This is a genomic window from Synechococcus sp. RSCCF101 (genome assembly GCF_008807075.1).
Lineage (GTDB): Bacteria > Cyanobacteriota > Cyanobacteriia > PCC-6307 > Cyanobiaceae > RSCCF101.
Genome location: NZ_CP035632.1, coordinates 2,102,008 through 2,122,402, shown reverse-complemented (window position 1 = coordinate 2,122,402; position 20,395 = coordinate 2,102,008). Strand labels below are relative to the sequence as shown.

23 protein-coding genes and 1 tRNA gene are annotated in these 20,395 nt (G+C 67.8%); 11 read left to right on the top strand and 13 right to left on the bottom strand.

Annotation, left to right across the window (positions count from 1 at the left end; all coding sequences use genetic code 11):
• Nucleotides 1–66 precede the first annotated feature (66 nt).
• From grpE to rsgA, 4 genes are all read left to right on the top strand, one after another.
• The gene (grpE, locus tag EVJ50_RS10400; protein WP_150883880.1) at nucleotides 67–801 is read left to right on the top strand and encodes a nucleotide exchange factor GrpE; all 735 of its coding nucleotides are present in this window, start codon (nucleotides 67–69) and stop codon (nucleotides 799–801) included.
• Nucleotides 802–876: 75 nt separating this feature from the next.
• Nucleotides 877–1,992, top strand: a complete 1,116-nt coding sequence (gene dnaJ / locus EVJ50_RS10395) for a molecular chaperone DnaJ (protein WP_150883879.1) — start codon at nucleotides 877–879, stop codon at nucleotides 1,990–1,992.
• A 4-nt stretch (nucleotides 1,993–1,996) separates the two neighbouring features.
• A complete protein-coding gene (locus tag EVJ50_RS10390; protein ID WP_225322897.1) occupies nucleotides 1,997–2,245 on the top strand; it encodes a sulfurtransferase TusA family protein in 249 nt (82 codons plus the stop codon).
• The gene (gene rsgA, locus EVJ50_RS10385; RefSeq protein WP_150883878.1) at nucleotides 2,202–3,179 is read left to right on the top strand and encodes a ribosome small subunit-dependent GTPase A; all 978 of its coding nucleotides are present in this window, start codon (nucleotides 2,202–2,204) and stop codon (nucleotides 3,177–3,179) included. The genes EVJ50_RS10390 and rsgA overlap by 44 nt, the downstream gene beginning before the upstream one ends.
• On the opposite strand, the gene EVJ50_RS10380 is transcribed toward rsgA, so the two are convergent.
• The 3 genes from EVJ50_RS10380 to murC form a co-directional block, all read right to left on the bottom strand.
• Nucleotides 3,160–3,495: a YbaB/EbfC family nucleoid-associated protein gene (locus EVJ50_RS10380; protein WP_150883877.1), complete on the bottom strand. Its 336-nt coding sequence runs from the start codon at nucleotides 3,493–3,495 to the stop codon at nucleotides 3,160–3,162. The genes rsgA and EVJ50_RS10380 overlap by 20 nt on opposite strands.
• 70 nt (nucleotides 3,496–3,565) lie before the next feature.
• Nucleotides 3,566–4,486 carry a UDP-N-acetylmuramate dehydrogenase gene (gene murB, locus EVJ50_RS10375; RefSeq protein WP_150883876.1) on the bottom strand — a complete coding sequence of 307 codons (921 nt, stop codon included), beginning with the start codon at nucleotides 4,484–4,486 and terminating at the stop codon, nucleotides 3,566–3,568.
• On the bottom strand, nucleotides 4,483–5,934 hold the full coding sequence (gene murC / locus EVJ50_RS10370; RefSeq protein ID WP_225322896.1) for a UDP-N-acetylmuramate--L-alanine ligase: 1,452 nt from the start codon (nucleotides 5,932–5,934) through the stop codon (nucleotides 4,483–4,485). The genes murB and murC overlap by 4 nt, the downstream gene beginning before the upstream one ends.
• A 164-nt stretch (nucleotides 5,935–6,098) precedes the next feature.
• Between murC and EVJ50_RS10365 the strand changes: the two genes are divergently transcribed.
• On the top strand, nucleotides 6,099–7,121 hold the full coding sequence (locus tag EVJ50_RS10365) for a type I glyceraldehyde-3-phosphate dehydrogenase (RefSeq protein WP_150883875.1): 1,023 nt from the start codon (nucleotides 6,099–6,101) through the stop codon (nucleotides 7,119–7,121).
• A 45-nt stretch (nucleotides 7,122–7,166) separates the two neighbouring features.
• Here EVJ50_RS10365 and thiL read toward each other — a convergent pair whose 3' ends face one another.
• On the bottom strand, nucleotides 7,167–8,198 hold the full coding sequence (gene thiL, locus EVJ50_RS10360) for a thiamine-phosphate kinase (protein WP_150883874.1): 1,032 nt from the start codon (nucleotides 8,196–8,198) through the stop codon (nucleotides 7,167–7,169).
• Entirely contained in the window at nucleotides 8,191–9,288 is a 1,098-nt protein-coding gene (locus tag EVJ50_RS10355; RefSeq protein ID WP_150883873.1) for a peptidylprolyl isomerase, read from the bottom strand. The genes thiL and EVJ50_RS10355 overlap by 8 nt, the downstream gene beginning before the upstream one ends.
• Before the next feature lie 64 nt (nucleotides 9,289–9,352).
• On the opposite strand from EVJ50_RS10355, the gene efp reads away from it, so the two are divergent.
• Complete coding sequence (gene efp / locus EVJ50_RS10350; RefSeq protein WP_150884978.1) at nucleotides 9,353–9,913, top strand: elongation factor P; 561 nt, start codon at nucleotides 9,353–9,355, stop codon at nucleotides 9,911–9,913.
• A 49-nt stretch (nucleotides 9,914–9,962) separates the two neighbouring features.
• A complete protein-coding gene (gene accB / locus EVJ50_RS10345; RefSeq protein ID WP_150883872.1) occupies nucleotides 9,963–10,433 on the top strand; it encodes an acetyl-CoA carboxylase biotin carboxyl carrier protein in 471 nt (156 codons plus the stop codon).
• Here accB and pdxA read toward each other — a convergent pair.
• Complete coding sequence (gene pdxA, locus EVJ50_RS10340) at nucleotides 10,411–11,394, bottom strand: 4-hydroxythreonine-4-phosphate dehydrogenase PdxA (RefSeq protein WP_255452556.1); 984 nt, start codon at nucleotides 11,392–11,394, stop codon at nucleotides 10,411–10,413. The two genes, accB and pdxA, sit on opposite strands and share 23 nt — an antisense overlap.
• Between pdxA and EVJ50_RS10335 the strand changes: the two genes are divergently transcribed.
• Nucleotides 11,393–11,629, top strand: a complete 237-nt coding sequence (locus EVJ50_RS10335) for a hypothetical protein (RefSeq protein ID WP_191964932.1) — start codon at nucleotides 11,393–11,395, stop codon at nucleotides 11,627–11,629. The two genes, pdxA and EVJ50_RS10335, sit on opposite strands and share 2 nt — an antisense overlap.
• Here the strand turns inward: EVJ50_RS10335 and EVJ50_RS10330 are convergent.
• Together EVJ50_RS10330 and EVJ50_RS10325 are read right to left on the bottom strand one after the other, a co-directional pair.
• Nucleotides 11,626–12,582: an SDR family oxidoreductase gene (locus tag EVJ50_RS10330; protein ID WP_225322895.1), complete on the bottom strand. Its 957-nt coding sequence runs from the start codon at nucleotides 12,580–12,582 to the stop codon at nucleotides 11,626–11,628. The two genes, EVJ50_RS10335 and EVJ50_RS10330, sit on opposite strands and share 4 nt — an antisense overlap.
• A gap of 74 nt (nucleotides 12,583–12,656) precedes the next feature.
• Nucleotides 12,657–13,037: an HNH endonuclease gene (locus tag EVJ50_RS10325; RefSeq protein ID WP_150883869.1), complete on the bottom strand. Its 381-nt coding sequence runs from the start codon at nucleotides 13,035–13,037 to the stop codon at nucleotides 12,657–12,659.
• A gap of 119 nt (nucleotides 13,038–13,156) precedes the next feature.
• Between EVJ50_RS10325 and EVJ50_RS10320 the strand changes: the two genes are divergently transcribed.
• On the top strand, nucleotides 13,157–14,776 hold the full coding sequence (locus EVJ50_RS10320; protein ID WP_225322894.1) for a DEAD/DEAH box helicase: 1,620 nt from the start codon (nucleotides 13,157–13,159) through the stop codon (nucleotides 14,774–14,776).
• Here EVJ50_RS10320 and EVJ50_RS15110 read toward each other — a convergent pair.
• Nucleotides 14,770–15,186 carry a DUF6554 family protein gene (locus tag EVJ50_RS15110; protein ID WP_225322893.1) on the bottom strand — a complete coding sequence of 139 codons (417 nt, stop codon included), beginning with the start codon at nucleotides 15,184–15,186 and terminating at the stop codon, nucleotides 14,770–14,772. The two genes, EVJ50_RS10320 and EVJ50_RS15110, sit on opposite strands and share 7 nt — an antisense overlap.
• A 64-nt stretch (nucleotides 15,187–15,250) precedes the next feature.
• Nucleotides 15,251–15,772 (bottom strand): AbrB family transcriptional regulator, encoded by a 522-nt coding sequence (locus EVJ50_RS10310; protein WP_150883868.1) that lies wholly within the window; start codon nucleotides 15,770–15,772, stop codon nucleotides 15,251–15,253.
• A gap of 539 nt (nucleotides 15,773–16,311) precedes the next feature.
• Here EVJ50_RS10310 and EVJ50_RS14660 point away from each other — a divergent pair.
• A complete protein-coding gene (locus tag EVJ50_RS14660) occupies nucleotides 16,312–16,470 on the top strand; it encodes a hypothetical protein (protein ID WP_191964743.1) in 159 nt (52 codons plus the stop codon).
• A 197-nt stretch (nucleotides 16,471–16,667) separates the two neighbouring features.
• Here EVJ50_RS14660 and EVJ50_RS10300 read toward each other — a convergent pair.
• Both EVJ50_RS10300 and EVJ50_RS10295 read right to left on the bottom strand, forming a co-directional pair.
• Nucleotides 16,668–16,739, bottom strand: a tRNA-Gly gene (locus EVJ50_RS10300).
• Between the two features lie 11 nt (nucleotides 16,740–16,750).
• On the bottom strand, nucleotides 16,751–17,902 hold the full coding sequence (locus tag EVJ50_RS10295) for an alanine--glyoxylate aminotransferase family protein (protein WP_150883866.1): 1,152 nt from the start codon (nucleotides 17,900–17,902) through the stop codon (nucleotides 16,751–16,753).
• 51 nt (nucleotides 17,903–17,953) lie between these two features.
• On the opposite strand from EVJ50_RS10295, the gene cbiD reads away from it, so the two are divergent.
• Entirely contained in the window at nucleotides 17,954–19,054 is a 1,101-nt protein-coding gene (gene cbiD, locus EVJ50_RS10290) for a cobalt-precorrin-5B (C(1))-methyltransferase CbiD (RefSeq protein WP_150883865.1), read from the top strand.
• Between the two features lie 158 nt (nucleotides 19,055–19,212).
• On the opposite strand, the gene EVJ50_RS10285 is transcribed toward cbiD, so the two are convergent.
• Nucleotides 19,213–20,355 (bottom strand): IS5 family transposase, encoded by a 1,143-nt coding sequence (locus tag EVJ50_RS10285; protein ID WP_150883864.1) that lies wholly within the window; start codon nucleotides 20,353–20,355, stop codon nucleotides 19,213–19,215.
• Nucleotides 20,356–20,395 lie beyond the last annotated feature (40 nt).

Genomic DNA, 20,395 nt, shown 5'->3' with positions numbered 1-20,395 from the left:
CTTCCCCGCTTGTGAGAGGGAACCGCAGCCGTTCAACATGTCTAGTTGTGTTGGACCAGTTCAGCCATGAGCGGAGAGACTCCCGTCACACCAGAGCGACCGGAGACCGACCCCGCCCGTGACGGGATGGAGCACCCGGCGGGAGACCCACAGGCCGCTGGCGCCCAGCCCTCGGACGTCGCCGATGCCGGCGGCGATCAGGGGGAGGATGGATCTGCTACCGAACCCCCCGTTTCACCGGGGATCGGGGACACCACCGGTCCGGATGCCGCCGCGGATCGGGTCCGTGAGCTTGAGGCCCGACTGGAGAGCCTCAGCCGGGAACACGAGGCCCTGAACAGCCAGTACGTGCGGATCGCGGCGGACTTCGACAACTTCCGCAAGCGCCAGCAGCGCGATCAGGAGGATCAGCGTCTGCAGCTCACCTGCACCACGCTGGCGGAGATCCTGCCGGTGGTCGACAACTTCGAGAGAGCCCGCCAGCAGCTGGATCCCCAGAACGAAGAAGCCCAGGGCCTGCACCGCAGCTACCAGGGTCTCTACAAGCAGCTGGTCGATGTGCTGCGGAAGTTCGGTGTCTCGGTGATGCGTGTCGAGGGTGAGACCTTTGATCCGACCCTCCACGAAGCCGTGATGCGGGAGGAGAGCGACGAACATCCCGAGGACGTGATCACCGCCGAACTGCAGCGGGGCTACCAGCTCAATGAACGCGTTCTGCGCCACGCCCTGGTGAAGGTGTCCATGGGTCCGGGTCCCGCCCCGGACGCGCCGTCCACGGATGCCGAGGAGCCTGCGGGCTGAGCGAGCCGGATTCGGTTCTCCCTCCTCCCCTGATCTGGAGACCCTTCCCTACCGTTCATCCATTCAAGCCTCACGATGGCGGATTACTACGACCTGCTCGGGGTCAGCCGTGACGCTGACGGTGAGACCCTGAAGCGGGCCTATCGCCGGCTTGCGCGTCAGTACCACCCTGACGTCAACAAGGACCCTGGGGCCGAGGATCGGTTCAAGGAGATCGGACGGGCTTACGAGGTCCTCAGCGATCCCCAGACGCGTGCTCGCTACGACCAGTTCGGCGAGGCCGGTGTGTCGGGAGCGGCCGGGATGCCCGACATGGGCGACATGGGCGGCTTCGCCGACTTGTTCGAGACCTTCTTCAGCGGGTTCGGCGGAGCGGCGCAGGGACCACGCCGACGCGGACCTCAGCAGGGCGAGGACCTTCGGCTCGACCTCACTCTGGACTTCGAGGATGCCGTCTTCGGCGGCGAACGGGATGTGCAGATCCGGCACCTCGAGACCTGCAGCACCTGCAAGGGCACTGGAGCGAAGTCGGGCAGTGGACCTACCACCTGCAGCACCTGTGGCGGCAGCGGCCAGGTGCGCCGCTCCACCCGCACACCCTTCGGCAATTTCACCCAGGTGGCTCCCTGCCCCACCTGCGGCGGCAGCGGCCAGGTGATCGCCGATCCCTGTGACGCCTGCGGCGGTCAGGGGCTTCAGCAGGTGCGCAAGAAGCTCCGCATCACCATCCCTGCCGGAGTCGATTCCGGCACCCGTCTCAGGATCGGGCAGGAGGGCAACGCTGGCCCCCGCGGCGGCCCGAGTGGTGATCTCTATGTCTTCCTGACCGTGAAACCCCATCCGCGGCTGCAGAGGGATGGCACCACGGTGCTCTCGGAGGTGAAGGTCAGCTACCTGCAGGCGATCCTGGGCGACAGGATCGAGGTCGAGACCGTGGATGGTCCCGAGACGATCGAGATCCCCGCCGGCACCCAGCCCCAGGCCCAACTCACCCTTCAGGGCAAGGGCATTCCCCGCCTGGGCAATCCCGTGGCCCGTGGCGATCACCTGCTGCGGGTCGTGGTCCAGCTGCCCACCAGGCTGAACGACCAGGAGCGCGATCTCCTGGGCCAGCTGGCCGGGCACCATTCCGGCAAGGACCACCCCCACAAGAGCGGTCTGTTCGGAGGGCTGTTCGGGCACCACAACTGACTCCGTGACCGATCCCGCGCTGGAGCCCTCCGAGACCCTCGACCTCAGGGGCCTTCCCTGCCCGGTGAATTACATCCGCACCCGGCTTGCCCTCGAGGGCCTGGAGCCGGGGTCCTGGCTTCAGGTGGATCTCGATGCCGGGGAACCCGAGGCCATGGTCAGCGAGGGGCTGAGAGACGCCGGGCACAGGGTGGATGTGGCCCACCGCCATGGGGGTGTCACCCGGCTGCGAATCCAGCGTGCCGCCGGTTGAGGCCGGAGGGGGCCGCCACCAGGGGCGGGTCATCGCCCTGCAGGGGGGGTTCTGCCGGGTCCGGTTGCGCCGACCGGGTCCCGGAAACCGGGATCACCTGCTCTGTGTGCGGCGCTCCCGGCTCGATCGCGACGGCCGCTGGGTCGTCGTCGGTGATCAGGTGTGGGTGGAGGCGATCGACTGGTCTTCCGGCCGGGCGGTGATCGCGGCGCGTGAATCCCGCCGCAGCCTGCTGACCCGCCCCTCGGTGGCCAACTGCAGTCACATCCACGTGGTGGTCTCACTGCAGCAGCCGGCCTTCGATCCCGATCAGCTGAGTCGCTTCCTGATCACCGCCGAGGGCACCGGCCTGCCCGTGGCGGTGGTGCTGACCAAGACGGATCTGTCCGGACCCGATGCCGTGGCCGGCCTGCGCAGCCGGATCGGCGGGTGGGGCTACGCCTCCCATCCGCTCTGCTGTGTCGATGGTCCTGGTCTGGAGGCCTATCGCCGGGTGCTGGCCGCACAACCCCTGACCGTGCTCTGCGGCCCCTCCGGCGCGGGCAAGAGCAGCCTGCTCAACGCGCTGACTCCCGGTCTTGGGTTGCGGGTCAGTGCCGTCTCCGGGCGCCTGGAGCGGGGACGGCACACCACCCGCCATGTGGAGCTGCTGGCGGTGGGCGACGGAGCGCTGGTCGCGGACACACCCGGATTCAACAGGCCCTCGCTTCCAGAGGCGCCCGGCGAGCTGGCAGCGCTGTTTCCGGAGATCCGGGCGCGACTCTCGGCCGGCCGCTGCCGCTTCCGGGACTGCCTGCATCTGGACGAGCCGGGCTGCTGCGTGGGCCGGGATTGGGATCGTGCCCCCCTCTACCGACGTGCAGTGGAAGAGGTGTGTTTGGCCGGGCGGGGAGAGGGGGGCAGGCGCCCGGGCCTCAGGCGCCGGGCAGGTTGAGGTTGAGGCCTCCGGTCAGCTCCTCCATCCGCGCTTTCATCGTGCTGGTGGAGGTGTCGTATGCGGCTTTCAGGGCCTCGAGCACGGCCGCTTCGGTGACGGTTGCGCCTTCCGACACCAGTTCCGGCGCCAGGCGCACCTTCAGGGGCTGCTGGTTGCCCGAAAGCCAGATGCTGGCCCGGCCATCGCTGCTGGTCCCCTCCAGCTCCATCGCGTCGAGCTCCTCCTGCAGCTTCTGCGCGTCCTGCTGGATCTGCTGCGCTTTCTTGAAGGCTTCGGTCAGCTGACCGAAATTGGGGAGACCGAAACCGGCCATAACGCTGATCCGTGCAGGGGCCAGAGCCTAGATCGCGGATCGGCCCGGCCCGCCGGACCGGGCGGGAGGGTCACCAGCCCAGCCGCTTCACTTCCGTGACCAGCCCGATGCCATGGGCCCTGAGCACCTCCGCCTGCACCTGGCTGATCAGGGATTCGATCTCCTCGGCGGTCGCCTCACCCGTGTTGACGATGAAATTGGCGTGAACGTCCGAGACCATCGCCCCGCCGACCTTTCGTCCCTTGAGGCCGAGGCCCTCGATCAGGCGTCCCGCTTTCTGAGGTTCGGGATTGCGGAAGACGGAACCGCAGCTGGGCTGGTGGTACGGCTGGGTGGTGGTGCGGTGCTGCAGGTTGCCCGTGGTCCGTGCGGTCACCTGCCGCGGGTCATGGCCGGGCTCGAGCTGGAAGGAGGCTGAGAGCACCACCAGGTCCTCCTCCTGAAGGCGGCTGTGGCGATAGCCGAAGCGAAGCTCCGCGGCGCTGAGGCGATGGGGTGTCTCCGGCCGGGACGGCTCGATCACCTCCACCTCGACCAGCCGCTCGGCGATGCAGCCCCCCTGGGCGCCGGCATTCATCACCGCCGCGCCCCCCACCGTGCCGGGAATGCCCACCGACCACTCCAGTCCGGCCAGTCCGGCCCGGGCGGCCCGCCGGGCCAGGGTGGGGATCGGTTCACCGGCCAGGGCGCTGATGAGACCGGTGGCCGGATCGATCCGGGCTCCCTGGAGGCGGCGCAGGCAGAGGGTGAGCCCTTCCAGGCCGGCATCGTGGATGAGCAGGTTCGAGCCGGCCCCCATCAGGTGCACCGCCTGGCCCCGATCCACGGCCCACGCCAGCAGGGAGATGAGCTCGGGGAGTGTGGCGGGCTCGGCGAACCATTCCGCCGGACCGCCCACCCGCCAGGTCGTGTAGCCGGCCAGGGGGATGCCCGCCTGCGGGGCTGCATCGGGTGCCGGGATCGACTCCCTCTCGAGCGGGGAGCGGGTCATGCGGCGACGGGAGGGTGATCGGAGCCGGGGTGCTCGTCCGTCGTCCGGGTCTGCAGCAGCCCCCAGAGGCTGTTGACATTGCCGGCGCCCATGGCCAACAGCAGATCCCCGGGGCGGCTGACCGCGACCACCTGATCCGCCAGCTGATCCAGGCTGCCCGCCACATGGACGTCCGGGTGGTGGGGGGCGGCTTCGATGGCGCTGGCCAGGGCCGCACTCGAGATTCCGGGTCTCGGCTCCTCGCCGGCGGCGTACAGGGGAGCCAGGAGCACCAGATCCGCTGCCCGCAGCGCTTCCGCGAAGGCCTCCATGAAGTCCTGGGTGCGGCTGTAGCGGTGCGGCTGGAAGAGCGCCACCAGTCTCTCGGGCCGGCCTGGCAGCGGGCTGTTGCCGCTCTCCACCATCAGCCGTGCCATGGCGAGCGTGGCCGCGACTTCGCTGGGATGGTGGGCGTAGTCGTCCACCACGAAGCGCCCCTGCCAGGTTCCCCGCAGATCGAAACGTCGGCCGGGCGATCGGAGCGTCGCCATCGCCTCGCGCAGGCGCTCGAACGGAACACCCTGCATCCGGCAGGCCGCCAGGGCGGCCGTGGAATTGCTGAGGTTGTGGCGTCCCGGAAGGGGCAACCGCAGCCGGCCGACAGGCTCGCCTGATTCGTAGAACTCCGCGATGGTGTGGTCGCCGTCGAGGTGAACCGGCAGAGCGGCGAACGCGACGCCATCGGCGTGCTCCACCGACCACCAGCTCTGGGCCCTGAGGTGCCGGCGCAGCACGGCGCAGTCGTGATTGGCCAGCACGGACCGGCAGTTGCCGGCGAAGCGGGACACCGTCGCCACCAGCGCGTCCAGATCGTGATAGTGATCCGTGTGGTCCAGCTCGAGATTGGTGATCACGCCCAGCTCCGGCGCGAATTTCACCAGGGTGCCGTCCGATTCATCGGCCTCGGCCACCAGCAGGCGGCCCTGGCCGCAGCGACCGTTTCGCCCGAGGGAGGGAACCACCCCCCCGATCACAGCGGTGGGATCCTCGCCCGCCGCCAGCAGCAATTCCGTGATCAGGGTGCTCGTGGTGGTCTTGCCGTGACTGCCGGCGACCGCGATGGCCGGCTGCTGATCGATCAGAGCGGCCAGCAGATCGGAACGGTGCAGGACGGGCCAGCCACGAGTCCTCGCGGCCTTCAGTTCCGGATTGCTCTCGGGAATGGCGGTGCTGCAGACCACCAGTGGATTCAGGCCGCTGCTGTCCAGCTGGGCCACCGTGCTCTCGTCCTGACGGGAGAAGACCCGCACCCCCACCGTTTCAAGGTGCGACCGCATCGGCGACTCCCTGGGATCGGAGCCACTGACCGGGTACCCCCGGTCAGCCAGGATCAGAGCCAGAGCCGACATGCCGATTCCGGCCACACCGATGAAGTGAACGGGCTGGCCAGGTTGGAGCTCCAGCGGCAAGGCTCTGTCCAATCGAGGCGAAATTAGATCAGCCTCGATCCTTCCGCACCCCCTGTGAACAAGCCAGCGGCCGGAGGTGCCGCCGGCCTTCCGGCCAGGCTGCCGTCAGCCGGTCTGTATGATTTGCAGCCAAAACAGAACTCTGCGGCCACGCCGCCCGTGCCATGACTCTGCGCGTTGCGATCAACGGTTTCGGACGCATCGGACGCAACTTCATGCGCTGCTGGCTGAGCCGCGGTGAGAACACGGGTCTGGAAGTGGTGGGTCTCAACGACACCTCCGATCCGAAAACCAACGCCCACCTGCTGACCTACGACTCGATGCTGGGTCGCATCCGTGACACCGAAGTCGGTTACACGGACGACACGCTCATCGTCAACGGCAAGACGATCAAGTGCTTCTCCGATCGCAATCCGCTCAATCTCCCCTGGAAGGAGTGGGGCGTGGATCTGGTGATCGAATCCACCGGCGTGTTCGTGACCAAGGAGGGCGCCAGCAAGCACCTCCAGGCCGGTGCCAGAAAAGTTCTCATCACGGCCCCCGGCAAGGGCGAAGGTGTCGGTACATTCGTCGTTGGTGTCAACGAGTCCGAATACCGCCACGCTGACTACGACATCGTCAGCAACGCCAGTTGCACCACCAACTGCATGGCTCCGATCGTGAAGGTTCTCGATCAGGAGTTCGGTGTGGTCAAGGGTCTGATGACCACCATCCATAGCTACACCGGAGACCAGCGCATCCTTGATGCCAGCCATCGCGATCTCCGCCGTGCCCGCGCTGCGGCGATGAACATCGTTCCCACCTCCACCGGAGCGGCCAAGGCTGTGGCTCTCGTCTACCCGAGCGTCAAAGGCAAGCTCACCGGGATCGCGATGCGTGTCCCCACACCCAATGTCTCGGTGGTCGACCTGGTCTTTGAATCGGCCAAGCCCACCACTGCTGAGGCTGTCAACAGCGCCCTGAAGGCCGCCTCACAGAACGGGATGAAGGGCATCATCAAGTACGGCGATCTGCCGCTGGTGTCGAGTGACTACGCCGGCACCGACGAATCCACCATCGTGGATGAAGCCCTTACCCTCAGCATCGGTGACAACCTGGTCAAGGTCGTCGCCTGGTACGACAACGAGTGGGGCTACAGCCAGCGCGTCGTCGATCTGGCCGAGGTGGTGGCCTCCAAGTGGGCCTGATCCGGCACGCCGCCTGACTCATTCCAGCTCGCCGGGGGTCCGGGCTCAGCGAAAGTGCTCGAATCCCTGGCTCCGGCCTTTAGGTGGCTCCAGTAGGGGGAGACCCTGAACATCAGTCACAACCGCAGGTCCCGCTTCCACCCAGCCGATGTGGCGGTAGCAGTCCGGATCCTCATCTCCCGTTTCGGATGCGTCGTCGCGGCTGAGGCTCAGCAGGGCACGGGCCCAGCTGGGCTCCAGGCTGAGCACCAGCTCGAAGTCCTCCCCTCCCGCAAGGCACCACTCCCGGGCCTGAGGCAGGTATGACATCGCCGGGTCAAGTGGGATCCCGGCTTCGTTGATCCGGATGCGGCAGCTGCTGCTGGTGGCCAGAGCCTCCAGCGCGGCCAGCAGGCCGTCGCTGCTGTCCACCCCGCCAACCCTCCAATGGCAGGCCGAGGGGCGTGACCGCCGCAACCGTTCAGCCGCGTCCCAGCGAGGTCGCGGCCGCCTGTGACGGGAGATGGCGCGCTGGCGGAGCGCGTCCGGAATGTCGCCGACCGGCATCTCGCTCCGGAGCAGGGCCAGGCCCAGGCGGCTCAGCCCGTGGCTGCCCGTGCTGATCAGCCAATCACCCGGACGGGCGTCCGAGCGCCGGATCGTCTGCCGTCCGCTCAGGTGCCCGAGAGCGGTCACGGCCAGCACGCGCTGATCTCCGCCGCTGCAGTCGCCCCCCAGGATGACGCCGCCGAAGTCGGCGAGGGCTTGCGAGAGGCCCTCATACACACCCTGCACCCAGGGCCAGGGCGTCCATCCCGGCGCCACCAGCCCGACCGTCAGGCCCAGGCAGCTGCGGCACCCCATCGCCGCCAGGTCGGACCCGTTGGCGGCGGCCACCCTCCAGCCCACCGCCTGCGGTCCCATGGTGGCGTCACTGAAGTGGATGTCTTCGACGAACACATCGGTGTTCACCACCAGGTCCGGCCCGGCGGGCCAGTGGAGCACCGCGGCGTCGTCGGACAGCTGACCCGGCGGGGCATAGCGGGCCAGGCGATGCAGCAGCTCCGCTTCACCCAGGTCCGCCAGGGTCTCAGGCATGGTCCATGAACATCTCCTCGCCGTTCACCAGACGAATCCGTTCCACCCGGTCGTCCGCGGTGAGCTCCTCCAGCACATCGAAGCCATCGACCACGTAGCCGAAGGCCGCATAGCGACCATCGATCAGATTGAGGCCAGCCGGTGTGAGTTCGGGTTCAAACAGGAACAGGAAGAACTGTGATGAACCGTCATCGAGGGCCTGGTCGGAATGGGCCCAGCCCATGGTGCCCTTGGTGGCGAAGGGCAGGGTGGGTGTCGCCTTGTACAGCCCGAGGTCCTCGAAGGTCTGGTTGTAGAAGGGAGCCTCCTCCCCGGGGATGCGGATCTCAAGGGGCACCGTGCGCTGACGACCGCTGGCGGGGTCGACGAAGCCATCGGCGTCGCCCTTCGGATCCCCGGTCTGAAGCACATAGAAATCCTCGGCGCGGATGAAGGGCAGACCGTCGTAGAAGCCCCGCCGCACCAGATCCACGAAGGCTCCGGCCGTGAGGGGGGCGTTGTAGCCATCGACGACCGCCAGCAGCTCGCCCTTGTTGGTGCTGATCGACACAGTCGCGCGCCCGACCAGCCGGGGCAGCGCATCGAACTCCGGCGGAATCACCACCTCCGCCCCCTGCACCAGAAGGGCTTCCACTCCTCCGATGGCGGTGAGCGCCCGGCGCCGATCCGCCAGGAAGGCATCCCGGTCCCGGGTTTCCGCCGCCTCCGCCAGTCCCTCCAGGTCCGTGCGCAGCTGCTCCATCAGCCCGTCGGCCCGCTGTCTCCGGTCGTCAGGGACGGCGTCCAGGATCACGGCACGGCGGGTGGTGTAGGCCGCCTGGGTGCGTCGGATGGTGCGGAGCAGAGCGCTCCAGCGCTTGGCTCTCAGGTCGTCGCTGGTGCCCTCGAGCCGGTGCTGCAGACCCACCAGATCCTCCTGCTGCACGGGAAGGGCGTCCCGCAGCAGGGCGTCCGGGTCGGTCACCGCATTGCCCGGCGGCAGCCCGGCGAAGGCGGGCGATCCTCCCAGCATCAGGCCGGCCATCAGCAGCAGGGCGATGGCGGGGCGAAGCAGATCGGCTGGAGTGATGGACCTGAGGAGTGGCTTCATAGCGGAGCTGTCCACTGAGCGGACTTTGGCACAGCTCTACAATCGCCTGAACCGTTTGGCGGGAATGATCTCCAGCAACGACTTTCGCACGGGGACAACGATCGAGATCGATGGCTCCGTCTGGCGTGTGGTTGAGTTTCTTCATGTCAAGCCCGGCAAAGGTTCGGCTTTCGTTCGCACCAAGCTCAAGGCTGTGCAGACAGGGAATGTTGTGGAGAAGACGTTCCGCGCCGGTGAGATGATTCCCCAGGCTCTGCTGGAGAAAACCACGCTTCAGCACACCTACATGGATGGCGAAGACTTTGTGTTCATGGATATGTCAAGTTACGAGGAGACCCGCCTCACCGCCAAGCAGATCGGTGATCAGCGCAAGTATCTGAAGGAGGGGATGGAAGTCAATGTGGTGTCCTGGAATGAGGCCCCATTGGAAGTCGAGCTTCCCAATTCCGTGGTTCTCGAGGTCACACAGACCGATCCGGGTGTGAAGGGGGATACGGCCACCGGTGGGACCAAGCCGGCGATTGTGGAGACCGGTGCCCAGGTGATGGTGCCGCTGTTCATCTCCATCGGCGAGAAGATCAAGATCGACACGCGCAACGACAGTTACCTCGGTCGCGAGAACTGACCGCCACAACCCCAAGCCCGCGACCCCGTTTCTCTCGTCTCCCACGCCCGTGCAGTTTGATCACGACCGTCTCCAGCAGCTGCTCGCCTTCCTCTGTGAGACCGATATCCAGGAGTTCCGTCTCGAGGAGGGGGATTTCCGCCTGGAGGTCCGCCGTCCTCCCGCCCACGGCAGCGTGCTGGCCGCCCCGGTGCCCACGCCGTCGGAACCACCGATGCCGGTCGCACCGTCACCGGTTCCTGCCGCCGCCCCTCCTCAGACCACGGCAAGCCGCAGCGAGCTGCATGAGATCACCGCGCCGATGGTGGGGACGTTCTACAGGGCTCCCGCGCCCGGTGATGCGCCGTTCGTGGAGGTGGGCAGCCGCATCGGCATCGGCCAGACCGTCTGCATCCTGGAGGCGATGAAGCTGATGAACGAACTGGAGGCCGAGGTGGCCGGTGAAGTGGTCGAGATCCTTCTGGAGAACGGCACCCCGGTGGAGTTCGGCCAGGTGCTCATGCGGGTCCGGCCGGCCTGACGCACAGCTCCACGGCCGTCTCGATCGCCGCTCTCATGCTGGCGTCCCGGGCGATCCCCCGTCCGGCGATGTCGAAGCCTGTGCCGTGGTCCGGCGATGTGCGCACGAAGGGAAGGCCGAGAGTGGTGTTCACGGCCGCGTCGAAGGCCAGCAGCTTCACGGGGATCAGCCCCTGATCGTGGTAGAGCGCCAGGTATCCGTCCGGACCGTCCTCGGCCCCGTGCCAGGCCCCGGCGGCATCCAGCCAGCAGGTGTCCGGCGGCCTCGGTCCCTCAAGCCGTGTGTGGGGGTGGCTGGATTGCCATGCGGTCAGCGCCGCGGTCAGCCAGTCCCGTTCTTCATGGCCGAGGAGGCCAGCCTCCCCCGCGTGGGGATTGAGTCCGGCCACCACCAGCCTGGGGTGGCTCCGGAAGCGACGGCAGAAGCCGTCCAAGGCGTCCAGCTTGCGATGGAGCAGCTCCGGTGTGAGCGTTTCCGGGACCGCGGCCAGGGGAATGTGGGTCGTGGCCAGAAGGGTGTTGAGTCGCCAGCGACCCGAGGGGGAGCGTGCGGTGAAGAGCATCGACACGGCGGCTCCGCCGCAGAGCTCGGCGAGGCGCTCCGTCTGCCCCGGATAGGCATGGCCTGCCGCATGCCAGTACTCCTTGGCGATCGGTGCCGTGGCGAGGGCCTGGCAGCGGCCGTCGAGCACGAGCCCCGCGGCGGCGCTGAGCCAGCGGAAGCCCGCGTTGCCGCTGATGGCCGACGGGGCGCCGGCGGCCACGGAGCCGCTCAGGGGCATGTCGGCCATCTCCAGTCCGGCGGGGTCAGCCAGGTCCCGCACTCCCTGATTGGCCAGGTGCTCCCGGCAGCGGATCAGGGTCCTCCTGCAGCCGACCACGACCGGTTCCCAGCCATCGGGCAGGCCTGTCGCGAGAGCCCGCAGCACCACCTCAGGACCAATGCCGGCTGGATCGCCCATGGAAATGGCCAGCCGCATGCTCTTCAATGGTGCGTCTGGGAGGGTCGCCTCTCGTCGCACAGATGCATCGATGCTGCGCTGGTTGCTGATCGGAGGACTGGTTTTCGGGCTGGGGTACGGGCTGCGCACGGGCTGGATCGAATGGAACGGTGAGCGGGTGCGGGAAGACCTCAACCTGCCCGGCACGGACTGGAACAAGTCGATCATCGAATCCCCGGAGTCAGAGGAGCGCTAGGGGACAGGCTCTCCGCCCCGCTGCTCCATCAGCACAGCGCGAAGGCCCTCCCGGTAAGTGGGGTGCTTGAGGCGGTAGCCGAGGCCGTCGCGCAGCAGGCGGTTGCTGACCCGGCGGTTGTCCTGCCAGAAGCTGAGCGCCATCGGACTCATGGAGTCCCGCACCTCCTCGAAGCTCCGTGCGGGCGGCGGATTGCACCCCAGAAGCCGGGCGGCCTCCTCGACCACCTCCGATGCGGCGCAGGGAAGATCGTCGGCGACGTTGACCACCTCCGGATGGTCACCCGGCGGCAGTCCCATCAGGTGCAGCAGCGCGCCGACAATGTCATCGACATGCACGCGGGAGAACACCTGGCCCGCCTTGATGACCCGCCGGGCCCGGCCCGCGCTGACCTGCTCAAGGCTGGAGCGGCCGGGGCCGTAGATGCCGGGAAGCCGGATCAGCCGCGCCGCCAGACCGGAGCAGCGCCAGGCCTGTTCCGCCCGCAGCCGGGCCTGGCTGCGGGCCTGGCTGGGTCTGGGCGTGTCCGCCTCCGTGACCCATTCACCACCGGTGTCGCCGTAGACACCGGTGGTGGAGAGATAGCCCAGCCACTGCAGCGGTCTCCCCGCCAGCAGACCCTGAAGCGGGGCCAGGCTCGGATCACGCCCTTCGGCATCCGGCGGGATGCTGACCAGCACATGGCTGATTCCATCCAGATCGGAATCCGCGAGCAGAACGCCCTGCCCCGGATCGAAGCGCCGCTGGAGCTGCAATGAAGCGGCGCTCGCGGCTCCCGCAGGAGGCTCCGATCGCGAGGTGGTGACCACCCGGATGCCGCGGTGCTGCAGTGCTCTCGCCAGTCGCGCACCGCAGTACCCGGCACCCAGGATCAACACCCCCTCGCAACCCTGGCGCTTCAGGCGCCAGAGCGTGTCGTCGCCCGGCTCAGGCTTGCCTTCGGCTCTGCTCAAGCGGCCCCGTTTTGTGCAGCGAAGACCACTCTCGCGCCGGACCCGTGGCTCCGCCGGCTGCCATGGGAGCGGATTCAGGCGGCCTGAAGCGTCGTCACGCCCTCATCGTCGTCCGGCTGGGCCCACTGCAACAGTCGCAGGGCGAGGCGGAGATCACCCTCCATCCAGGCCCGCAGGGCCATGGCGCGCCTGGGGTCGTAGAAGCGTTGCTGGCGATACCAGGCGAACGCTTCGCTGTCGCTTTTCAGGCCATTGCAGGAGAGGCAGGCGGGCACGCAGTTCTCAGTGACGCTGAGGCCTCCCCGGCTGCGCGGCAGCACATGATCAATCGATTCTGAGGTTGAGCCGCAGTAGATGCAGCGGTTTCGGGTGTGGGAATGCAGTGTTTGTCGCCATCGTCGGACACGCAGTTTCGGGCAGAGATCCTCAAGAAAGACCGCATCCCTGGCGTGCATTCGCGTGCCTCGGTTCGCAAAAGTCTGGCCTGCTTTTCACCAGAGTCAATGTGTCGACGATTGCATTTTGCCCATCTCGTCTCAGCCGTCAGACTGTTCCCTGCCTCGGCCCGCTGTCTGTGCCCCGTGCCCTCTCCCCGCCGGCTCCGGCCTGTGTGAGGCGTCTGGGACCGTCCGGTCTGATCGAGTTGGTCTTCCCCTTCGATCCGGTCACCCATGCCCAGCTGGGCCGGGTGCGTCCCAGGGGAGTGTGGCGATCGGCGCGGCGCTGCTGGGAATTTCCCCTGGAGGCGGCCCTCAGCCTCGATGCCCTGCTCGAGGGACGGTTCAGCACCGATCCCGAGCTGGATCGCTGGCTGAGCTGGCTGCGGCAGCCGCTGCCCCCCCTGCCCCCCCACCGTCAGCTGGTCAGGGCCGCCGCCACGGCGGCGCCGCTGCCGGACGGCCGCCATCTCCTCCGGCATCAGCAGCTTGCCGTGCGCTGGCTGCTGGCCCGCCGCGGCGCCCTCCTGGCCGATGCCATGGGGCTGGGCAAGACCCTCACGGCCCTGGCGGCGGCCCGCGCCCTGGCCCGTGAGTCCGGCTGCAGGGTGCTGGTGGTGGCCCCGGCGGGTCTCCATGGGCACTGGCAGCGGGAGGCCGCATCAATGGAAATGGGCATCAGCCTGGCCAGCTGGGCCCGCCTGCCGAGCGACCTGCCACCGGCCGGCACGGTTCTGATCGCCGATGAGGCGCATTACGCCCAGAACCTGAGCGCGGCCCGTACCCGCGCCTTCCTGCGCCTCGCCCGTCACCCCCGCCTGAGAGCCATCTGGCTGCTGAGCGGCACCCCGATGAAGAACGGCCGGCCGGTTCAGCTCCTGCCGCTCCTGGCAGCCATCGGTCATCCGCTGGCCAGGGATCCCAGGGCCTTTGAGGAGCGCTTCTGCCAGGGCCACTGGCGTGAGCGGGGTGGCCGCCTGCGCTGGGAGGCCGGTGGCGCGGCCCGGCTGCCGGAGCTGAGGCGGCTGATCCGCCCCCTGGTCCTGCATCGGCGCAAGCAGGACTGCCTGGAGCTGCCCGGCAAGGAGCGCAGCCTGCATCCCATCTCCCTCAGTCCCGCGGAGGCCATGGGGCACGAGCACCAGATCGACCGGGCCGTGGCTTCCTACAGACGGCGCGTCGCGACCGGTGCGGTGCGGCCGGATGCCGAGGTCCTGGCCCTGCTCACCGCCCTGCGCACGATCGGCGCACGGTTCAAGCTCGCCTATGCCGAGCGGCTGCTGGCCGATCTCACCGGTGGCAGCGGCCCGGTGCTCCTGTTCTCCGCCTTCGTCGAGCCACTGCTGAGGCTTCAGGACCGCTGCGGTGGCGCCCTGCTCACGGGGCGCCAGAAGCCGGAGGAGCGCCAGCGTCAGGTGGAAGCCTTCCAGGAGGGTCGCTGTCCCCTGCTGCTGGCCACCTACGGGGCGGCAGGCCTCGGTTACACGCTGCACCGGGCCCGCCATGTGGTGCTGCTGGAGCGCCCCTGGACCCCCGGGGATGCCGAACAGGCGGAGGATCGCTGCCATCGCATCGGCATGTCCGGCCCACTTCGCTGCCACTGGCTTCAGCTGGGCGAGGTCGATCGGTTCGTCGATGAGCTGATCGCCGTCAAGGCGGATCGCATCGGTGAGGTCTTCAGCGATGAGGGTCGGCGTCGGCGTCAGCGGGAGCTGCGCCGTCGTCTGGAGACCTGGCTGGAGCGCAGTGCTCAGTAGGTGTAGCGATCGTCGAGTCCCTGCATCGGAGCTGCGTCCGGTGCCACGCCCTGGAGGGCCCCATCGAGATCGCCCTGGTCTCCGCCGAAGAGGGCACCGAGGTGGCGGCCGCATTCCGGGAACCCATCCGGATCGTTGACAACGGCCTCGGTGATCATCACGGCGGCGTGTTCCGGCGAGGGTTTGAACATGCCGCTGCCCTGCCGCTTGATCAGGGCATAGGCCGCGTTCCAGCTCACCTCGTGGCCGTTGCCGGCCGTCCGCATGTAGCAGTACACCTGAGCTCCCTTCGATCCGGTGTCCGCGCCGCCTGCGGCACGGACGGGATGCACGGTGGATGCGGTGGCCGTCGCGATGCCCAGCAGCAGGATCAGGGACCGCAGGGCCCGGGCTGTTCTGGTGCGCATCATGGTCGGAAGGGGAGCGACCCTCAGGTGGGCTCAAGGTATCGATCGGGCCTGAGCTGTCGAGGGGTCAGCCGGGTGGACGGCCCTGGGTGAGGCTCACCACCAGGCGGACCGCCAGGGGAAGAACCAGCAGAACGGTGATCAGGCGCACGGCATGCAGGGCGGCCACAGCGGCTCCGACACCGAACTCCGCCCCCACGAGGCTCATGCCGCTGATGCCCCCCGGCGCGGCGCCGAGCAGCGACACCACGGGATCGATCCCGAGCAGCCGGCTGCACCAGAGACCCACCACCAGTCCGGTCAGCACCAGGGCGAGAGTGATCAGAAGCGCCGGGCGCCAGAGCTGGCGCAGCTCACTCACCGCGGCGGTGGTGAGTCCGGTGCCGATCACAGTCCCGATTCCGATCTCCAGCAGGGTCCGCGTGCCTGAGGGCCACTGGGCCAGCTCGATCCGTCCGCTCATGCTGAGCAGCCCTGCGGCCAGCAGGGCTCCCGCGAGGGGTGCAGCCGGGATGCCTGTGGTCATCGCCAGCAATCCGCCAAGGCATCCGACCAGCAGGTAGAGCAGCAGGGTGAGCACGGCCTGCATGGTGGGCAGATGGCAAGAGTCGCCAGTCTGGAAGAGCTGGGGATCACTCCGGGCGCGGGAGCGCGCTGGCGTGTCTGAGATGTCAAAATAAAAAGAAAGTCGCCATGCGCACCCCACACGGCTCACAGCGCGTTGCCTCCTGCGTCGTCGGCGCTCCGACGACCACTCCACGCACCAGCTCGCCCAATCCCTGTCGCGGTTACGTGGAGGGCGGTCATCATCTTGAGAAACTGCAGTTCGCCCTGGCGGTGGCTCAATCCCGCGGCGACCTCAACCGCTCCCAGGAACTCATTCAGGCGATCGCCAGTCTCGGTGGCAACGCTGAAGAGCCCGGCACCTGAGCCCAACCACCGCAGCAGTGAGCGGATCGATACAACAACCCCCGCGACAGGAGGTGACGCGACGCTCACCTCTTGTGGCCCCACCTACAATCTGTTTTCACAAAGAGTGAGTGTTCAGTGGCATCCGCGGGGCTCTTGAAACCGCTCCCTTCATCTGCTCATCCGTCCCGTGCAGGCGGTCCACGTCGCGACCAGTTGATGGGCGACGCAGCGCGCCTCTTCACACAGGCAGAGCAGGCAGCCGGCCGGGGTGACATCACAGCTGCCGGGCAGTTGATTCTCCGCGCGCTGGACTGCGAGCGTCGCGCCGGGGCGGCAGGACCTCAGGTGCTGCAGCTGATCAAGCCGCGCCAGTGATTGGGGTGTGCATCGCCCGCAAACCCTCGGGCGGTGCACACCATTGATAGTGGTCGTGACGGAGACCGCCCACACATGTAGGGTGGTGAAGAGGCCGGGATGGATCCCCACCCGCAATCCCGGCCTCACGCCTCTGACAGGCCTCGAGGCAGGAGGCGAGTCCTCAGATAGCCGGCCTGACTCCAGACTCGTTCGCAAGCGGGTGACCGGACTCGAACCGGCGACGTTCAGCTTGGGAAGCTGACATTCTACCGCTGAATTACACCCGCACAGACCGAGATTAGCCTCCCAGCACCGCTGCGGCTGCGGCGACGCCGGCCCCCGGTGCGGCGTCGATCCGGCCCATCCGCCTCAGCGTCGCTTCGATCGCGGCCACGGCGGTGAGCACATCCCGGTCACAGACGAAGCCGAGGTGGCCGATGCGGAACACCTTGCCCTTGAGCTGATCCTGACCGCCCGCCAGAAGGATGTCGTAGTGCTGCTTCACCGCCTTGCGAACCGCCTCTGCATCGATGCCGTCCGGTGCCACGGCGGTGATGGCGGGGCTCCCATGGCCCTCGGCGGCGAACAGAGGCAGCCCGATGGCCTTCATGCCGGCTTCCGCAGCGGCCCGGTGCCGGGCGTGGCGATCGAAGATGGCTTCCAGTCCCTCCTGCTGCATCAGCGTCAGCGCTTCGTCGAGGGCGAAATAGAGATTGACCGCGGGTGTGAAGGGATTGCTGTCCTTGGCCGCCGTCTTCCGATAGGGACCGAGATCCAGATAGAAGCGGGGCAGGTCGGAACGGTCATAGGCCTGCCAGGCCCGCTCACTCATGGCGACGAAACTGAGGCCGGGAGGCATCATGTATCCCTTCTGGGAGCCCGAGCCCACCACATCCAGCCCCCAGTCATCCATCGGCACGTTGCAGGCACCGAGTGAGGTGACGCAGTCGACGATCAGCAGAGCGGTTCCATGGGCGCGCACATGCGCGGCGATGGCCTCCAGGTCGTTGATCACCCCAGTGGAGGTCTCCGAGTGGGTCAGGATCACGGCCCGGATCGACCGATCGGCATCGGCTTCGAGGGCCCGGCGGAAGGCGTCCGGATCCAGGGGCTGGCCCCATTCGGCGGTGACCTCCTCCACCTCCAGTCCGTAGGCCCGGGCGAGCTTCACCCACCGCTCACCGAACTTGCCGTTGTTGCCGCAGAGAACCCGGTCGCCGCGACAGAGCGTGTTGATGATGCCCGCCTCCATGGCGGCGGTTCCGCTGCCCGTGATCACCAGGACGTCGCTGCTGGTCTGATGCAGCCACTTGAGCTTCTCCGTCGTGCGTCGCACGATCTGCTGGAACTCGCCGCTGCGATGGCCGATGGGATGGCGCCCGAACGCCTTCAGCACTGTTTCCGGCACCGGCGTGGGGCCGGGGATCATCAGTGTGAGCTTGTCCTGCATCGCGTCGGCCGTCCGGCGACTGGCCTGATTGGGATCGATGCACTGTAAAAAATGCCCCTGAACGCCTCCCGCGGCTACACCCTGCCGGTCTGGGTGGCGCTGGCCGCCCGGGCTGCGACCCTCCATCTCTGCGGCGGGGAGACCGGCGGCGAGCTGGACCTCGATCTGCCGGAGCCGGAGGGTCGCGTGACCCTGCCGCTGCTCGGAGCGGCCTCCCTCGGCGGCGATCGCAGCCTGGGCATGTGCCGCTGTGATCCCGGCCCCGGGCTGGATCTGACCCGGGATCTGCTGGTGTGGGTGGAGGCGACGCTGCAGCGTCGGCCCGGGGTGGAGCTCGTGGCGGGGCCCGGCGTGGGCCGTCGGAGCGACACCGGGCGGCTCTCCAGCTCCCGCTTCGCCCGTCAGCTGATCGAGGTGAACGTGGCTTCCCTGCTCCCGCCGGGTCAGGGGGTCCGCCTGCAGGTCGTGCTGCCCGAGGGAGCGCGCCTGGCGGAACGCACCAGCAATGCGGCCTTCGGGGTGGTGGAGGGCCTGGCTCTCATCGGCACCCAGGCCCGCACCCAGGACAGCGCCTCTCCCGATCAGCTGCAGCAGGCCCTGAAGCGCCTGCGGGAGATCGGAGCCGGCGGCCCCCTCGTGCTCGTGATCGGTGAAAACGGCCTCGAGCTCGCCGACCGCCTCGGCCTGCCGGCCGATCGCACTCTGAAGGCCGGAAACTGGCTCGGGCCCGTTCTGGTGGAGGCGGCGCGCTGCGGCTTCAGCGACCTGCTGCTGTTCGGCTATCACGGCAAGCTGATCAAGCTGGCCGGCGGCGTGTTTCACACCCATCACCATCTGGCGGATGGCCGGCGCGAGATTCTCACCAGCCATGCGGCCCTGGAAGGTCTGGCCGGCGCCCAGCTCCAGGCGCTGTTCCATGCCCCGAGCCTGGATGCGGCCTTCGTTCAGCTCGATGCCGACGACCCCTCCCTGGCGGAGCGGCTGCGCGCCCGCCTTGCCGGGTGCGTCGAGGAACGGGCCGAGGCGTACCTGCGCCGCTACGGCGACTTCCGGATGCGCATCGGCTGCGCCTGGTTCGAGAAGGGGCGGCGCCTCCGGGGCTTCGGGCCGCACGGACGGGAGCTGATCGGGGCCCTCCTAGGAGGCTGCTGAAATTGCAGCCGAGACAGGAGCTGGTCCTGCTGTTTCCCACCTCGGTGCTTCTGGCAGCGATTCCCGAGTCGCCGGAGTGACGGCTTTGATGCAGCCGCCAGCCGGCACTATGTCGGAGAAGGCTCTTATTTGCATCGGACCACCCGGTTGCCTGCGTTTCATGCCATGGCCTCCCGTGAGCTGAGCAGGTTGGCCAGTCGGATCAGGTTGTAGGCCGCCACATGCAGCCGGAATACTGCCCCGACCCTGGATCGCCCTCTGGCCTTGAGCTGCCGCAGCCCCGCAGCCTGTTTGATCCAGCCAAACACCTGCTCGATCCGCTTCCTGGCCTTGATCGATTGGCCGTAGCCGGCATGGCGGACGGTTCGCCCGTCGATTGCGGAGCGGCGACGCGGGCCGCTGTTCTGGGCGACATGCGGCGTGACGCCGGCAAAGCGAACACCTGCCACGAAATCCCTGGTGTCATAACCCTTGTCCGCGGCGAGAGTCTTCTGGTGAGTACCCGGCAGAGCCTGTGCCATCCGCAGCGCAGCGGTTCGTTCCCCATGGCCATCCGCCCGGGTCACTTCACTGGCGACCACCAGGCCATGGCGGTTCTCCATCAGGCAATGACCCAGATAGCTGAGAAACGCTCCAGTGCCGCTGGATTTGCGGAACAGCCGCGCATCGGCGTCACTGCCGGATCGATGGGTCCGGTTGGAGAGCAGCAGCCCCCTGAAATCACCTCTGGTCCGTTTGCGGCCTTTCGCGGGAGCCCCACCAAATCCATGGCCACCACTGGGCGGTGGTGGACCGTCACCGTCATCCACTCCGTCCAGACGCTCGAGAGAGCTGTGGGATGCCCAGGCCCGCAGCAGGGTGCCATCGACCGAGAAGTGCTCGGAACTCAGCAGCGGCTTGACCTCGGGCGAGGCCAGCAGCAGCTCAAGGAACCGGGCCATGAGGTCCTCATTGAGCAACCGATCCCGGTTCTTGGTGAAGGTGGTCGGATGCCAGACGGGATCGTCGGGGTTGAGGCCGACGAACCAGCGGAACAGCAGGTTGTAGTCCAGCTGCTCGATCAGCATCCGCTCCGAGCGGATGCCATAGATCGCCTGCAACAACAGGGCCAGCAGCAGCTGTTCCGGTGGGATGGAGGGACGACCACCCTCGGGATAGAGCCTGCAGAAGGTGGGATTCAGTCGGTCAAGGGCGTGATCCGCAAGACGCCGCACCTGCCTCAGGGGATGGGCCTTGGGAATCCGATCCTCGGTGGAGACATAGGAGAACAGGGGACCGGTCCGCTCCTGCTGTCCGCGCATTCGCCTGGTGCCGTTGGCTCATTCTCCCGCAGCTGACAGG

What these genes read in the sequence shown, in the direction of transcription:
- cbiD (WP_150883865.1), top strand. Translation starts at nt 17,954, where the DNA reads ATGCCCCTGAACGCCTCCCGCGGCTACACCCTGCCGGTCTGGGTGGCG.
- EVJ50_RS10295 (WP_150883866.1), bottom strand. Translation starts at nt 17,902, where the DNA reads ATGCAGGACAAGCTCACACTGATGATCCCCGGCCCCACGCCGGTGCCG.
- EVJ50_RS10325 (WP_150883869.1), bottom strand. Translation starts at nt 13,037, where the DNA reads ATGCACGCCAGGGATGCGGTCTTTCTTGAGGATCTCTGCCCGAAACTG.
- EVJ50_RS10310 (WP_150883868.1), bottom strand. Translation starts at nt 15,772, where the DNA reads ATGCAGGCCGTGCTCACCCTGCTGCTCTACCTGCTGGTCGGATGCCTT.
- EVJ50_RS10380 (WP_150883877.1), bottom strand. Translation starts at nt 3,495, where the DNA reads ATGGCCGGTTTCGGTCTCCCCAATTTCGGTCAGCTGACCGAAGCCTTC.
- efp (WP_150884978.1), top strand. Translation starts at nt 9,353, where the DNA reads ATGATCTCCAGCAACGACTTTCGCACGGGGACAACGATCGAGATCGAT.
- pdxA (WP_255452556.1), bottom strand. Translation starts at nt 11,394, where the DNA reads ATGGGCGATCCAGCCGGCATTGGTCCTGAGGTGGTGCTGCGGGCTCTC.
- EVJ50_RS10365 (WP_150883875.1), top strand. Translation starts at nt 6,099, where the DNA reads ATGACTCTGCGCGTTGCGATCAACGGTTTCGGACGCATCGGACGCAAC.
- EVJ50_RS15110 (WP_225322893.1), bottom strand. Translation starts at nt 15,186, where the DNA reads ATGATGCGCACCAGAACAGCCCGGGCCCTGCGGTCCCTGATCCTGCTG.
- dnaJ (WP_150883879.1), top strand. Translation starts at nt 877, where the DNA reads ATGGCGGATTACTACGACCTGCTCGGGGTCAGCCGTGACGCTGACGGT.
- EVJ50_RS10355 (WP_150883873.1), bottom strand. Translation starts at nt 9,288, where the DNA reads ATGAAGCCACTCCTCAGGTCCATCACTCCAGCCGATCTGCTTCGCCCC.
- thiL (WP_150883874.1), bottom strand. Translation starts at nt 8,198, where the DNA reads ATGCCTGAGACCCTGGCGGACCTGGGTGAAGCGGAGCTGCTGCATCGC.
- grpE (WP_150883880.1), top strand. Translation starts at nt 67, where the DNA reads ATGAGCGGAGAGACTCCCGTCACACCAGAGCGACCGGAGACCGACCCC.
- rsgA (WP_150883878.1), top strand. Translation starts at nt 2,202, where the DNA reads ATGGGGGTGTCACCCGGCTGCGAATCCAGCGTGCCGCCGGTTGAGGCC.
- EVJ50_RS10285 (WP_150883864.1), bottom strand. Translation starts at nt 20,355, where the DNA reads ATGCGCGGACAGCAGGAGCGGACCGGTCCCCTGTTCTCCTATGTCTCC.
- EVJ50_RS10335 (WP_191964932.1), top strand. Translation starts at nt 11,393, where the DNA reads ATGGAAATGGCCAGCCGCATGCTCTTCAATGGTGCGTCTGGGAGGGTC.
- EVJ50_RS14660 (WP_191964743.1), top strand. Translation starts at nt 16,312, where the DNA reads ATGGGCGACGCAGCGCGCCTCTTCACACAGGCAGAGCAGGCAGCCGGC.
- murB (WP_150883876.1), bottom strand. Translation starts at nt 4,486, where the DNA reads ATGACCCGCTCCCCGCTCGAGAGGGAGTCGATCCCGGCACCCGATGCA.